13 protein-coding genes and 1 pseudogene are annotated in these 13,792 nt (G+C 69.6%); 6 read left to right on the forward strand and 8 right to left on the reverse strand.

The window, feature by feature from the left end; translation table 11 throughout:
• The 3 genes and pseudogenes from OM076_RS43765 to OM076_RS43775 all read left to right on the forward strand — a co-directional run.
• A pseudogene (locus tag OM076_RS43765) lies at positions 1-187 on the forward strand (hypothetical protein); the annotation flags it as partial.
• A gap of 26 nt (positions 188-213) precedes the next feature.
• Positions 214-1,080 carry a 4-hydroxy-tetrahydrodipicolinate synthase gene (dapA, locus tag OM076_RS43770; protein WP_270046538.1) on the forward strand — a complete coding sequence of 289 codons (867 nt, stop codon included), beginning with the start codon at positions 214-216 and terminating at the stop codon, positions 1,078-1,080.
• Positions 1,077-2,744, forward strand: coding sequence for a ribonuclease J (locus OM076_RS43775; RefSeq protein ID WP_270046539.1), 1,668 nt, complete (start codon positions 1,077-1,079; stop codon positions 2,742-2,744). Before dapA ends, OM076_RS43775 begins: the two co-directional genes overlap by 4 nt.
• Here the strand turns inward: OM076_RS43775 and OM076_RS43780 are convergent.
• Positions 2,690-3,937 (reverse strand): MFS transporter, encoded by a 1,248-nt coding sequence (locus OM076_RS43780; protein WP_270046540.1) that lies wholly within the window; start codon positions 3,935-3,937, stop codon positions 2,690-2,692. The genes OM076_RS43775 and OM076_RS43780 overlap by 55 nt on opposite strands.
• A 121-nt stretch (positions 3,938-4,058) precedes the next feature.
• Between OM076_RS43780 and OM076_RS43785 the strand changes: the two genes are divergently transcribed.
• The 3 genes from OM076_RS43785 (at position 4,059) to OM076_RS43795 (ending at position 7,316) form a co-directional block, all read left to right on the forward strand.
• Positions 4,059-5,411 carry an HD-GYP domain-containing protein gene (locus tag OM076_RS43785; protein WP_270046541.1) on the forward strand — a complete coding sequence of 451 codons (1,353 nt, stop codon included), beginning with the start codon at positions 4,059-4,061 and terminating at the stop codon, positions 5,409-5,411.
• Positions 5,412-5,741: 330 nt separating this feature from the next.
• On the forward strand, positions 5,742-7,103 hold the full coding sequence (locus OM076_RS43790) for an HD-GYP domain-containing protein (RefSeq protein WP_270046543.1): 1,362 nt from the start codon (positions 5,742-5,744) through the stop codon (positions 7,101-7,103).
• Between the two features lie 51 nt (positions 7,104-7,154).
• Positions 7,155-7,316: a hypothetical protein gene (locus OM076_RS43795; protein WP_270046545.1), complete on the forward strand. Its 162-nt coding sequence runs from the start codon at positions 7,155-7,157 to the stop codon at positions 7,314-7,316.
• Positions 7,317-7,454: 138 nt separating this feature from the next.
• Here the strand turns inward: OM076_RS43795 and OM076_RS43800 are convergent, their stop codons facing one another.
• The 7 genes from OM076_RS43800 to OM076_RS43830 all read right to left on the reverse strand — a co-directional run.
• Complete coding sequence (locus OM076_RS43800) at positions 7,455-7,778, reverse strand: response regulator (RefSeq protein WP_270046546.1); 324 nt, start codon at positions 7,776-7,778, stop codon at positions 7,455-7,457.
• A 17-nt stretch (positions 7,779-7,795) separates the two neighbouring features.
• Positions 7,796-8,704 carry a FliM/FliN family flagellar motor switch protein gene (locus OM076_RS43805; RefSeq protein ID WP_270046548.1) on the reverse strand — a complete coding sequence of 303 codons (909 nt, stop codon included), beginning with the start codon at positions 8,702-8,704 and terminating at the stop codon, positions 7,796-7,798.
• Positions 8,701-9,681, reverse strand: a complete 981-nt coding sequence (locus tag OM076_RS43810; protein WP_270046549.1) for a flagellar motor switch protein FliM — start codon at positions 9,679-9,681, stop codon at positions 8,701-8,703. The genes OM076_RS43805 and OM076_RS43810 overlap by 4 nt, the downstream gene beginning before the upstream one ends.
• A 70-nt stretch (positions 9,682-9,751) precedes the next feature.
• Positions 9,752-10,234, reverse strand: coding sequence for a chemotaxis protein CheD (locus OM076_RS43815; RefSeq protein ID WP_270046551.1), 483 nt, complete (start codon positions 10,232-10,234; stop codon positions 9,752-9,754).
• Between the two features lie 23 nt (positions 10,235-10,257).
• Positions 10,258-10,842, reverse strand: a complete 585-nt coding sequence (locus tag OM076_RS43820; protein ID WP_270046553.1) for a chemotaxis protein CheC — start codon at positions 10,840-10,842, stop codon at positions 10,258-10,260.
• Between the two features lie 20 nt (positions 10,843-10,862).
• Positions 10,863-12,893, reverse strand: a complete 2,031-nt coding sequence (locus OM076_RS43825; RefSeq protein WP_270046554.1) for a chemotaxis protein CheA — start codon at positions 12,891-12,893, stop codon at positions 10,863-10,865.
• The coding region (locus OM076_RS43830) for a CheR family methyltransferase (protein ID WP_270046555.1) at positions 12,893-13,792 on the reverse strand (900 nt) is incomplete at its 5' end. The genes OM076_RS43825 and OM076_RS43830, both read right to left, overlap by 1 nt.

Below are 13,792 nucleotides of genomic sequence, written 5' to 3' on the forward strand. Positions count from 1 at the left end.
GCCCCCGGCTGCGCCCGCCACGCCCGGCGTCCCGCCGACGGAGCCGCCCGCCGCGCAGCCTGCGCCCGTCGAGGCGGCCTCGCCGCCGCCCGCGCCGCCCGGCGTGCCGGCCACCGACGGCGACGATCGCGAGCCGCCCGGTTACGCCCCGCCGAAGTTGACCGGAGGCGATCCGCTGGCGGGCTGACCGCCGTGCGTGCCATCCTAAGCCATATGCGTCCCTACGAAGGCCTCCTCACGGCCATGGTCACGCCCTTCCGTGCCGACGGTTCCGTCGACGAGGAGGGCGCCGTGGCTATCGGCCGGCACCTGCTCGCGAACGGCTCGCACGGCTTGGTAGTGGCCGGGACGACCGGTGAAGCGGCGACCATGACCGACGAGGAGCACCTGGGGCTGATCGCGCTGATCGCCAAGGAGCTCGGCGACGAGTGCGTCGTGATCGGCGGCACCGGCTCCAACGACACGCGTCACGCCATCCACCTGACCGAGCAGGCCGTGGCCGCCGGGGTGGACGCGGTGCTCTCCGTCACGCCGTACTACAACAAGCCCAACCGGCGCGGCATCGTCGCGCACTTCACCGAGGTCGCCAAGGCCGCGGGGGACACGCCGGTCGTGCTCTACAACATTCCCGGGCGCACGGCGGTCAACATGCCGCCGGACCTGCTCGCCGAGCTGGCGCAGATCGACGGCATCGAGGCCGTCAAGCAGGCCAACTCCGACGAGCTGCAGCTGATCGACGGCCTCGCCGTCCTGGCCGGCAACGACGACATCTACGCCCGCTGCCTGGATATCGGCGGCACCGGCGGCATCTGCGTCGCCAGCCACGTGGCCGGCAACGAGATGCGCCGGATGTACGACGAGCCGGACGCGCGCGGGGAGATCGACGCCGCGCTCCAGGAGGTCTACGCCGCGATGTTCCTCACCGCCAGCCCCGCGCCGGTCAAGGCCGCCCTGAAGATGCAAGGACATGACACCGGGCCGCTGCGCCTACCGCTGGTGGAGTGCGACGAATCCGAGCGCACCGCGATCCATGACGTGCTCTCCCGCCACGGCCTGCTGGCCGGGGTCACCGCCGGGTGAGCGCGACACTCCGCGTCCTCCCGCTGGGAGGCGTCGGCGAGATCGGGAAGAACATGACGGTCGTCGAGTACGACGGCCGGATGGTCATCGTCGACTGCGGCCTGCGGTTCCCGACGGCCGAGATGATGGGCATCGACCTCGTCCTGCCCGACTTCACGTACGTTCGCGAGAACATCGAGAAGCTCGAAGCGATCGTGATCACGCACGGCCATGAGGACCACCTCGGCGCCCTGCCGTGGGTGATCCGCGACCTCGGCCAGGACAAGATCCCGGTCGTCTACAGCGGCCAGCTCACGATCGCGATGGCGCGCTCCAAGCTCGACGAGCACAAGCTGCGCGACGTTCCGCTCGAGGTGCTGCCGATCGGCGACACCGTGGACGCCGGGCCGTTCGAGATCGAGCGCATCCACCTGACGCACTCGATCCCGGACTCCAGCGGCATCGCGCTCAAGACCCCGCTCGGCACCATTCTCTTCACGGGCGACTACAAGTTCGACCAGACGCCCGTCGGCGGCGCACCCGCCGACATGGCGCGGCTGGCCGAGCTCGGCAAAGAGGGCGTGCTGCTGCTGTGCGGCGACTCGACCAACGTCGACCGCGCGGGCGTCTCTGACTCCGAGTCGATCGTCGGCCCGCACCTGGACCGCGTGTTCGCCCGCTGCCCCGCCCGGATCGTCGTCACCTGCTTCGCGTCGAACATCCACCGCGTCCAGCAGGTCGTCCACGCCGCCGAGAAGAACGGCCGCAAGGTCGCGCTGGTCGGCCGTTCGATGCGCAAGAACGTCAACATCGGCCGCAGCCTCGGGCACATCGACATCCCGGAGGGGATGCTCGTCACGCCGCGCGAGATCGACCAGTTCGCCGACGAGAAGATCGTGATCATCTCGACCGGCTCCCAGGGCGAGCCGCTGTCGGCGCTGCGCCGCATGGCCTACCGCGACCACCCGCAGGTCGAGCTGAAGTCCGGCGATACGGTCGTCTTCAGCGCGACGCCGATTCCCGGCAACGAGCGCGCCGTCAACGAGACGATCGACCGCCTCTACCACATCGGTTGCGAGGTCGTGACGGCCCGCGACGCGCCGATCCACGCCTCCGGTCACGGCTACGCGGAGGAGGTCAAGATGATGATCAACCTCACCCGCCCGAAGTACGTGATGCCGGTGCATGGCGACTACAAGCGGATGCTGATCCACAGCCAGCTTGCGCAGGCCGTCGGGATCCCGGCGTCGAACATCTTCCGCACCGAGAACGGCCTCCCGCTGGAGATCGACGCCGAGGGCGCCCGTTTCGGCAAGGCGGTTCAGGCGGGGATGATCTTCGTCGACGGCGTCGACATCGGCGACGTGTCCGACGTCGCGCTGCGCGATCGCCGCATGCTCTCGGGCGACGGCATCTTCATCATCGTCGCGACGATCTCCGAGCAGGACGGCTCATCCGTCGTCCCGCCCGAGGTGCTCGCCCGCGGCGTGCCGTTCCTCGAAGGCAACAGCGCCTTCATCGGGGAGTTGCGCGAGGCGGTCGAGGACTCACTCGACGGCGCCGCCGAGCAGCAGATCACCGAGGTCGACGTGCTGCAGTCGCATCTGCACGACGACCTGGCGAAGTTCATCTACGACCGGCTCAAGCGCCGCCCGATGGTCTTGCCGGTGGTCGTCGAGGTCTGACGCGTCGGCCGCATGATCGCGGCCAGGACGACCAGGATCAGGATTCCGATACCCGCGCACGCGAACGCCGTGCGCGGGGATCCGAGCGCCACGATCCCGCCGCCCAAAAGAAACCCGACGCCCGGGACAGCCGCGCCGAGGGATTCGAGCAGGCCGGACATGCGCGCCTGGAACTCCGACGGCGTGGCCTCCTGCAGCTGGGTCATCACCGCGACCCACTGCACGCCGTTGCCGGCACCGCCGAGCACCGAGAAGGCGCACGCGACGGCCAGCGTGCCGGCCTGGGACATCCCGAGGTAGGCGACGCCCACCGCCGCGCTGGAGATGAGGATCATCGCCAGCCCGGTGCGATTCTTGAGCCAGAGGTAGAGCAGGCTGCCGATCACGATGCCCGCGCCCCAGGAGGAGATCAGGATGCCGAAGCCGGCGTCCGTGGTCCCGAGGCTCTCCTTGGCGTAGATGACCTCGATCGGGACGACGATCGTGAAGCAGATCAGCACCAGCGCCTGGCCGATCAGCAGCGTGCGGACCGGGCGGAAGTCACGCGCGAACTCCAGGCCGTCGACGAACCGCTCGCGCCACGGCGTGCGGTCCTCGTGCTCGGGGTCCGGAAGATCACGTGCGACGAGCAGGACGACCGCGATCACGGCGAACGACGCGGCGTCGACCAGCAATGCGGCCGAGAGCCCGAAGACCGCGATCAACAGACCCGCCAGCGCGGCGCCGAAGACCGACGAGACCGCGAAGCCGAGGTTCATCAGCGCGTTGCCCTCGCTGAGCAGGTCCCTGGGCAACAGCAGCACGCCCACGGCGCCGCGGGTCAACCCGCGGCCGGTGATCGCGAGCGTGCCGTCGACCGCGCCCAGCAGGAGCACCAGCGGCAGAAAGAAGCGATCGCCGCTCGCGAGCAGCGCCAGGAGGGAGAACACGACGGCCTCGATGCCGTAGAGCGCAGGGAGCGTCTTGCGCAGCCCGAACCGGTCCAGGTGGGCGGTGAGGCCCGTGGCCAGGAGCGCGGGGAGGAACTTCGCGATCAGGAAGAACCCCGCGGTGGGCGCGACGGACTCGGTCCGGTCATACACCAGGATCGAGAGGGCGACGACCCCGATCGAGTCCCCTAGGTCATTGACCGTGTACGACCCCAGCAGACGACCGAACGGCCGTACGCGCAGGGGTTCGAGACGCCTCCGCACGGGGGACAACTCTAGCTCGAACATTTCTGACTGCGTCGTGAGCCTTGCCGCAAGCAGCGTGAGGATTCAATGACGCCCCGCTGTGGCCGACTACCGGGGAGTGTCGAAACGACGCATGGTCATGTCTGTCATCTGTGGCGGGGTCCTCACCGCGGCTGCCTTCGGCGCCGTGCTGACCAGCCGCGCCGACGATTGGGCCCCGTTCTCGCTCGTCGGGCTGCTGTTCGTGCTCGCGTCGGGCAGTGAGCTGCTCAACGTCGAGATCCGCGATCTCCGGTTGTCGGGCTCCTTCGTCGCGTTCGTGCTGGCGATGGCGCTGCTCGGCCCCGCGCCCGCCGCGGCCCTGATGACCGCCTGCATCCTGCTCGACTGCGCCGTCTCGAGCAATTCCTTCGACCGCAAGCTCGGCAACGTGACCACGTTCGCGACGGTCGGGCTTGCGGGCGGCCTCGCGATGCAGGCCCTGATCGGCGACTTCGACACACGCTCCGGGGACCCGCTGTGGTTCGCGGCGGCGGTCTTTGGCGTCTTCATGGGCGCCAACACGCTCAACTTCCTGATGGTCGCCGGACACGCGCACTTCGGGTTCGAGGTTCCCGTCCGCGCGCTGGCGCGCTCGTTCGTGACCGCGCTGCCGTCGCAGTTCGCGACCGCGCTGCTGACGTCCGGCGTGGCGTTCACCTACGGGCACCTCGGCATGGGCTCGATCGGGCTGGCCGCCGTGATCCTCTTCGTCTTCCTCTACATCGTGCGTACCAGCGTCCAGGCGCAGGAGCGCGGGGAGGAGCTGACCCAGCGCACGCGGGAGCTGGCGTCGCTGCAGATGGGCCTGCTCTCGACGGTGCTGCAGACGCTGTCGATGCGCGATGCCATGACCGCCCGCCACTCTGCCGCCGTCGCCCGCTACTCCCGCGAGGTTGCCGGGATACTGGGCTGCGACGAGCGCGAGCAGGATCTGATCCACACCGCCGCGCTGCTGCACGACATCGGCAAGTTCATCCTCCCGGACAGCGTGCTCTTCGCCAACCGCAAGCTGACCAACGACGAATGGGAGCTGATCAAGCTCCATCCCGAGCAGGGCGCCAAGCTGGTCGAGCGCATCGAGGGCTACGGCCCCGTCGCCGAGATCGTCCTGCACCACCACGAGAAGTACGCCGGCGGCGGCTACCCGGCCGGCATCGGCGGCGAGGAGATCCCGCTCGGCGCGCGCATCCTGTCCGTCGCCGACACCTACGACGTGATGACGGCGCGTGACTCCTACCGGCGCCCCGTGAGCTCAGAGGCCGCGCTGGCCGAGCTGCGCCGTGTGGCAGGGACGCAGCTGGATCCGAAGGTCGTCGAGGCCTTCGAGCGCATGATCCTCGAGAAGCGCGTGGCGTTCAGCCACACCGACGAGGCCGACTTCGAGCACGAGCTGGCGTTCGAGCGCCGCGTGATCGACTACGCGCGCCCACGGCTGAGCACCGCGGCCTAGACATACGTCCGATCAAGTTCTGGCCCGGTCGGGCCGTTAACGAGAACGAGCGCCTCAGAGGGCGCTCGCTCGCAAATGGTGGCGACGCTAGGTCGCGTGCGACTACAGCTTCCAGCTCATGCTTGCTCCTTAGGTCTCCCTCGTCCCGCCCGGCAAGGCGGTGTGTGAGGTGAGGTTGAACCGTCCGTGACAAGACGCATGATGCCTCCTGGACGCCAAGACCTTAATAGGACAAGTGTCCAGTTCTGTGAAGTTCGACTTGTCTGATCTGAAACAAGACACGTGCACGCCCATCAAGCCACCACGCTCGGACGCCGAGGCAACCGTGCGTTGCCACGCAATCACGTCAACCTCGTCGTAGCCGCCGTCGCCGTCGTCTGCGCGGGGACGCTCGTCCCCCAGACGCCGTCGGCGATGCTCCTGCTCGCGATCGCGGTCGCCAGCGAGGCCTTCACCGTCCAGTTCCGCGGTGTCCGGATCTCGGGCTCCTTCGCGGCGCTCGTCCTGGCGATGGCGCTGGTCGGGCCCGTCCCCGCGGCCGCGATCGGGCTCGTCTCGGTCGTGTTCGACGACATCCGGACCCGGCGGCCGCCGCGCGAGATGCTCTGGAACGCCGCGACCTTCGCGTTCTTCCCGCTCTTCGGCGGCTGGATGCTGACGCTCGTGGGCAGGGAGGACCCGATCGCGTTCGCCTCGAGCGTCGTGCTCGCGTACCTGCTCACGAACATGCTCAACTTCGCCTCGGTCGCCGCGTACCTGCGCCTCACAGGCGTCCTGTGCGTGCGTGAGGCGTATTCGACGGTCTACCGGACCATGTTGCCCTTCGAGCTGGCGACGGCGCTCCTGACCGCCGGCGTGGTGTTCGGCTATGACCGCCTCGGCCCCGGCGCGATCGCGCTGCTGGTCGTGGTCCTCGGCGTCTTCCACCACCTCGTGCGCACGGGCGTGAAGGCGTTCGACCGCGGGGAGGAGCTGACCCGCCGTAGTGACGAGCTGAGCGCGCTGCAGGTCGGCGTCCTCTCCACGGTCCTGCAGACGCTGTCGATGCGTGACGCGATGACCGCCCGCCACTCCGCCGCCGTCGCCCGCTACTCCCGCGAGGTCGCGTCCCGGCTCGGATGCGACGAACGCGAGCAGGACCTGATCCACACCGCCGCGCTGCTGCACGACATCGGCAAGTTCATCCTTCCCGACGAGGTCCTGTTCGCCAACCGCAAGCTCACCGACGACGAGTGGGAGCTGATCAAGCAGCACCCCGAGCAGGGCGCCAAGCTCGTGGAACGCATCGAGGGCTACGGCCCCGTCGCCGAGATCGTCCTGTACCACCACGAGAAATTCGCCGGCGGCGGCTACCCGGCCGGCATCGCGGGGGAGGAGATCCCCCTCGGCGCCCGCATCATCGCCGCCGCCGACACCTACGACGTCATGACCTCGCGCGACTCCTACCGGCGCCCGGTCAGCTCCGAGGCCGCCCTGGCCGAGCTGCGCCGCGTCTCCGGCACGCAGCTTGACCCGGCGGTCACCGCGGCGTTCGAGGAGATGATCGTCGAAGGCGGCGTCGCCTTCAGCCACGCCGACCAGGCCGACTTCGAGTCCGAGCTGGACACCCGTTCGATCAAGCGCCGCGCCCTTGCGGACGATCAACAGAGTGAGCTCCACTCCCTCGCACCGCGCGGCAACGCGGTCCGCTGAGGTGGGTTGACCGTCCGTGACACGCCGGTCGGAGCACCACTTTCTCGACGTATGAAGGCTCTCCGCATCATCTCCGCGACGCTCGCCGCCGCCCTCTGCGCCCTCGGCCTCTCGGTCGGCGCCGCATTGGCCGAGGGTCAGCCGCACCCGGCCAAGCCGCTCAAGGCCGGCCAGAAGGCCCCACAGGGCCTCTGCTTCCTCCACGACCTCTAGCCGAACCTAAAGAGGGTCTGACCCCCTTTAGATAAATGGGGTCAGACCCCGTTTAGGTGGGGCTTAGGTGGCGTTTAACCACAACGGGCGGCCCGCGGGCCGCCCGTTGTCGTTCTAAGCCTTAGAAGTACGCGCTGCTCAGGCGAGCGCCTTGCCGACGGCCTCGAGGACCCGCTCGGCCTGGAACGGCTTGACGACGAAGTCGCGGGCGCCCAGTTTGATCGACTCGAGGACCTTGGACTCCTGACCCAGCGCGGAGCACATGATCACGCGGGCACTCGGGTCGAGCTCGATGATCTCCTTGAGGGCGGCGAGGCCGTCCTTCTCGGGCATCGTGATATCCAGGGTCGTGAGCTCGGGCTTGAGCTCCTGGAAGCGGATAACCGCCTCCGTGCCGTTGCCGGCTTCGCCCACGACCTCATGACCACCCTTGGTCAGCGCGTCGCTGACCATCTTCCGCATGAACGCGGCATCGTCGACTACCAGGATTCGGGCCACCGGGCCACCTCCATTCCGGATTCAGTGTTGATCTCACTCACATCGAGCACGTGCTCGATGCGCACTGCCCAGTCGGTTCCATCCACGACGACCAGGCGGCCCGTGGCGAAATGCGTGCCGTTGACGAAAAGATCGATCGCGTCATCGGCCTGCTTGTCCAACTCCACCACCGCACCCGTCGGCAACCCGACGATCTGCGCGGAAGGCATGCGCGCTCGGCCCAACTCGGCCCATACGCGAACAGGGATGCCGGCCAGGGACGGCTTCGCGGCAGTGGAGCCCGCGGGCCGGACGGAGCCGGGTTCAGGTACGGCTCCGACGTCGGAGCCGATCTCGTCGAGCGCACTTGACATGCGCACGACGAAGGCGTTGGGGACGAGCTGGACGAGCCGCGCGGGCTCACCGCAGATCGACATCGCGACGCGCACGGCGTGCGGCGTGTGCGTGTAGGACCCGCTGATCGCGTCGGCGCCCGTGAAGGTCTTGGTCTCCGGCGTCCCGATCTCGACCTCGGTGCCGAGCACGAGCGAGGTGGCGGCCGCGGCCTGGGCCATCATCTGGTTCATGGCCTCGGAGACCGCGGAGAGCTCGAGCTCTGAGAGCTCGGGCGCGTCGGGATCCTCCGGCGCTTCCATGCCCATCATCGAGGCGGCGAGCATCTTCGCGCCGTCCAGCGTGATCAGGAAGACGTTGCCGCCGGTGACGCCGTCCACGTAGGAGACCGACATCGCCACCGAGGGGACGGGCACGCCGAGGAAGGCCTTGCCCGAGTCGTCGAGCGTGGTGACCTCGCCGATCGAGACCTTGTCCGGCGCGAACATCTCGAGCACGCCGAGGCAGGCCTCGGCGGTCGACTGGCCGAGCCGGTTGAGGGCGTCGGTCGCGCTCACTTCGAACCGCCGCCCACGTGGCCCGTGACCTGCACGGCGCGACGGCTACCGGAACGCCCGGGCCGCCCGAGGTGGATCGGGACCTTGTCGGCAAAGAGCGTGATGCCGCTCGACGCGGGCGAGTTCAGGCGCAGCAGGTCGCCTTCCTTGAGCGCGAGCACCGACTCGATCGACATCGAGACGGCGGCGACCTCGGCGCGCACGTTCATCTCGACGTCGCCGACGGCACGCCGGACGGACGTGACGTCCTCGTCCGAACGCGCACCCGCGCGGGCGTCGTCGCGGGCGGCGAACTGGTCCGCGACCGGCGCGATCGCCGACCACGGGATCAGCAGCGCCAGGGTCGCCGAGACGCCGCCGAGGCGCGCCTCCATCATGAAGGAGAGCGTCGGTTCGGACACGGACACCATCTGCGCCGTCTCCATGTGCTGGTCGACCGTCTCCAGGGAGAGATCGAGGCCGGCGACGTCGGTCCAGATCAGCGTCAGCTGCGCCAGCAGGCGCTCGAGGAAGTGCCGGCCGAGCGCCTGATCGATGTCGGTCATGCGGCGTTCCTTGACGCCGCCGTCGATCGATCCGCCCAGCAGGAGCTCGATCGCGCCGAGCAGCAGCGAGCTCTCGGTGGAGAGCAGCATCCGCGTGCCGATCGGCTCGACGTTGAAGATCGCCGCCGTGGAGTTCGACGGAACGGCCGTGTGCGCGTTGGCCCACGTGAGCTGGGTGCTCGTGAGCACCTCCATCTCCAGCGGCACGCGCAGCTCGGCGCTCAGGCGGGTCGACGCGCTGCGGCAGAAGGCGTCCAGCGTGCGATGCAGCCGCCGTTCCTGCTCGGACGTGAACTTGGTCGGGCGCGTGAAGTCGACCGCACGCATGCGGCGGCGCCGCTGCGGCGCGGCCTTCTCCTCCGGGAGACGGCCTTCGCGCGCCGCATCGACCAGAGCGGCGATCGCGTCCGGGCTGAGGACGGGACCGCTCACAGGACAGCCTCCGGTCCGTGGGCCCCTGGGCCACGGGTGTGGGCCCTCGTCTGCGGGTTGCCAGGGTCGCTCATGCCACGACCTCCATGCCGCCGGCCACGAGGACCTTGTCGACGCCGCCGGCCTCGCGCACGGTCACGCGCCGCGAGCCCACGTGGACGCGGATCGTCCGGCCGCGCTCGCCGCCGGTCTCGGTCGCGATGATCGGGATGCGCGCAGCCGAGAGCTGGTCGCGTACGGCGGCCTCATTGCGCTGGCCGACTTCCAAGGATGCTGAAGACACGGAGAACATACTCGCGCCTCCGACCAGCACCGCGTCAAGCAATGGACGCCGGCCACCGGCCGCGACGACCTGCTCGATCAGCTCGGGAACCGCGACATCGGCGAACTTGAAGGACCCGGGAACCGCGTGCCCGCCGCTTGCGGGCAGCACGACGTGGGCGAGCCCGGCGACGCCGAGCCGGCGATCGATCAGTGCCAGCCCGATGCACGAGCCCAGGCCGAGGGACACGAGGACATCGCCGTCGATGGCCGAGGCGGCGAGCTCACCCATCCTGACCATCGTCTCCGTCACAGCTACAGACCCAAACGCGCGAGCAGCTGATCCACGCCGCCCGCGTCCGGCACAAGGAGGAACGAGACCGACGCGTCGGAGTCCTCGATGACGAGCTCGGAGTCGAGCAGCAGCGCGACGTCTCCGGAGCCTGCCCGCTCGGCGAGCACGGTCTGCACGATCGCGCCCAGCATGTCGGTGGCCGTCGCCGGCGGCGTCGGCTCGATCTCCATGCCCGTCATCGACGCGAGCGCGTTGATGTAGGAGGTGCCGACGATGTTGCCGATCTCCATCAGCGCGGACTCGCCGATCTCGGTGCCGGCTTCGACGCCCAGCAGGCTGCACATCTGCTTCGCGTCGTTGGGCGTGAAGAGCAGCAGGACGGACGCGCCCATGTCGCCGACCACGCCGAGCACGACGCCGGTGACCTCGGCCTCGGCGTCACCGATCGCGGTGACCGCATCGGCCATCGGCAGCACGAAGGCGTTCGGCACGGTGATGTCGACGCTGCGGCCGAGCATGCTCGACAGGGCCGTCGAGGCCGTGCCCGAGCCGATATTGGCCAACTCGCGCAGGGCGTCGAGCTGCAGATCCGTGTACTGGGTCAACGGAAGCGGTCCTTTCAGGCTCAGGCGGAAACGGGGACGTCGACGACCGCGTCGCAGTCGATGATGAGGGCGATTTGCCCGTCCGAGAGGACGGCCGCGCCCGACAGGGCGGAGCCGTCGCCGACTTCGGGGGGCAGGGGACGGGTGACGAGCTCGTGCTGGCCCACGAGCCGAGACACGGTGAGGGCGAAGCGATCCGAGCCGCCGCGCACGACGACCGCGAACTCGGCGTCGGGGTTCGTGAACCCGCCGTAGCGTTCGGAGGCGTCGACGATCGGCAGCACGCCGTCGGAGAGCACGAGCATGCGGCGGCCGGTGACCGAGCGGACGGCCTGGTCGGACATGCGGACGGTGCGCTCGATCCGGTCCAGCGGGACCGCGAACGGGCGGCCGTCGGCCTCGACGATCAGCGCGGCCATGATCGCGAGGGTCAGCGGCAGGCGGATCTGGGCGCTCGTGCCCTGGCCCAGCTCGGAGGTCATGATGACCTCGCCGCCGAGCCCGCGGATCGCGGCGCGCACGGCGTCCATCCCGACGCCGCGGCCGGAGATGTCGCTCGTGACGTCGGAGGTCGAGAAGCCGGCGGAGAAGAGCAGCTCGATCGCGCGCTGGGAATCGATCGAATCGACCGCCTCGGGCGCGATCAGCCCGCGCTCGGCGGCCTTGCGGGCCACGTGGGCGGGGTCGACGCCGCGGCCGTTGTCGGCGACGGTGATGACGACGTTGCCGCCGGCGTGCTCGGCGGAGATCGTCAGCGTGCCCGTGGCGGACTTCCCGGCCGCGACGCGCTCCTCCGGGCCTTCGAGGCCGTGATCGAGCGAGTTGCGGACGAGGTGCACGAGCGGGTCGCCGAGCGCGTCGACGACGGTGCGGTCGAGCTCGGTGTCCTTGCCGACGAGATCCAGCTCGACCTGCTTGCCGAGCTTGGTCGAGAGGTCGCGGACGAGCCGCGGGAAGCGCAGGAAGACCGCCTCGACCGGGATCATCCGGACCTGCATGACCATCGACTGCAGCGCGTGCGACGAGCGCGTCAGGTTCTGCATGGCCTGCGAGAGACCGGGGACGTCGGCGCTCGCGGCGAGCGCCTCGACCTGCGTGCGGTGCAGGACGAGCTCGCCCATGAAGTGCATCAGCTGATCGAGCCGCTCGGCGTCGACGCGCACGGTCGAGGAGCCGCCGCCCTTGGCGTGGTTCTTGCCGGCGGTGGGGGCGGCCGGGGCGGCGCCGTTGGCCGCGGTGGGGACGGCTGCCTCCGGCGCGGCTTCGGGGGCGGCGACGGCCACGTCGGCGACGTCAGGCGCGGCGGCGACGGGGAGCTCGTCCGGCTCGCCCTCGTCCAGCGCCGCGTCGGAGATCGCCTCGAAGGCCATCGCCTCGACGACCTCGGGAATGCCGGCGGCGGCCTCGCCCAGCTCGGCGTCGGTGTGCTCTGAGACGACCCACGCGTCGACCTGGCGGCCGTCGAACGTGTCGACCTCGGTGGGCGAAGGGTTGCAGGCCAGCGTCTCGCCGAGCTCGGCGATCGCGGCGAGGACCATGTACGCGCGGACGGCCGGCATCGACACGTTCTCGTCCAGGAGCGCGGTGACCTGAACGACACGGCGGCCGTCGGCGCGCTCGGCGAGATCGTCCGGGATCGGGGCCGCGCCCGCGCGCTGCGCCTCCTGCACGGGCGTGCGCTCGCGCACGAGCGACTGCAGGCGCTCGATCAGCGCCTGCGGCTGGATCGCCTCCTGGCCGGTCTCGTCGATCGCTTCGACGGCGGCCGAAAGCGCGTCCAGGCTGTCGAAGAGGACGTCGATGGCGGCACGCTCGAGCCCGCCCTTGCGCTGGCGCAAGAGCTCGAAGACGTCTTCCATCTCGTGCGTGAGCGCCGCCATACCGGAGAAGCCCATCGTCGCGCTCATCCCCTTCATGGAGTGCGCGATGCGGAAGATCTCGTCGACCGTTTCAGGGTCGTCCGGCGTCTCCTCGATCCTGACCACGGCGAGGTTGAGCTCCTGAAGGTGCTCGCGCCCTTCGGCCAGGAACATGGGGAGGTACTCGTCCATCAGCCCTTCCGGTAGATGAAGTGGAAGGGCGAGGTTAGCCCCATCCCGCGGGGATCGGCGACACGCTCAGATGTTCCCACGACCAAATATCCGCCCGGGGCGAGCGACTGGACCAGCCGCGCATGCAGCGCGTCCCGTACTTCCTCCGTGAAATAGATGACGGTGTTCCGGCAGAACACCACGTCGTAGCGCTCGGTCGGAACCGGCATACGCAGTAGATCCCCAGTTTCGAAGCGCACCATTCGCTTGAGTTCCGGCTTGGCGACCCAGCCGCCGTCGGCCTGCGGCTCGAAGTGGCGCTGCATCATCGCCTTCGGCGACGTGCGAGCGTCCTCGGCGGTGAAGACGCCTTCGCGGGCCCGGGCGACCATGCGCTTGTCCAGGTCGGTGCCGTTGATCTCCACCGGGATGCTCGGAACGGTCTCACGGCAGACGGCCGCGATCGTGTAGGCCTCGGCGCCGTAGGACGAGCCGGCGCTCCAGATCCTCAGGCGCTTGCGCTCCTGGGTGAGCTCCGGAAGGATCTTCGTGCGCAGGACCTCGAACTGGTCCTCGTGGCGCCACAGGTGCGAGACGTTGATCGTCACGCGGTCCAGGAAGGCGTCCAGCTCGGCCGAGTCCGTGCGCAGGAGCTTGCCGTACTCGGTCAGGTCCGGGGTGCCGCGGCGCTCGGTCCACGTGCGGACACGGCGTTCCATCTGGTTGCGCTTGTACTGGGCGAGGTCGACGCCGCAGAGCTGGCGCACGAGCTCGCACAGGGCCGTGAAGTCGTCGGCCTTGAGGTTCGCGGTGAACGCGGCGGCGCCGGGGCGGGCGGTGCGGGGAGGGGTCGGCGGCGTGACGGCCGTGCGCAGCGCCGGGCGCGCGGCCGGAGCCGGCGCCGGGGCGGCGGCGCCTGG

The sequence above is a fragment of the Solirubrobacter ginsenosidimutans genome (assembly GCF_027587205.1).

Excerpts from the sequence above, each read along its gene's own strand:
- dapA (WP_270046538.1), top strand. The coding sequence starts at position 214 with ATGCGTCCCTACGAAGGCCTCCTCACGGCCATGGTCACGCCCTTCCGT.
- OM076_RS43785 (WP_270046541.1), top strand. The coding sequence starts at position 4,059 with ATGTCTGTCATCTGTGGCGGGGTCCTCACCGCGGCTGCCTTCGGCGCC.
- OM076_RS43795 (WP_270046545.1), top strand. The coding sequence starts at position 7,155 with ATGAAGGCTCTCCGCATCATCTCCGCGACGCTCGCCGCCGCCCTCTGC.
- OM076_RS43800 (WP_270046546.1), bottom strand. The coding sequence starts at position 7,778 with ATGCGGAAGATGGTCAGCGACGCGCTGACCAAGGGTGGTCATGAGGTC.
- OM076_RS43815 (WP_270046551.1), bottom strand. The coding sequence starts at position 10,234 with ATGGGTGAGCTCGCCGCCTCGGCCATCGACGGCGATGTCCTCGTGTCC.
- OM076_RS43825 (WP_270046554.1), bottom strand. The coding sequence starts at position 12,893 with ATGGACGAGTACCTCCCCATGTTCCTGGCCGAAGGGCGCGAGCACCTT.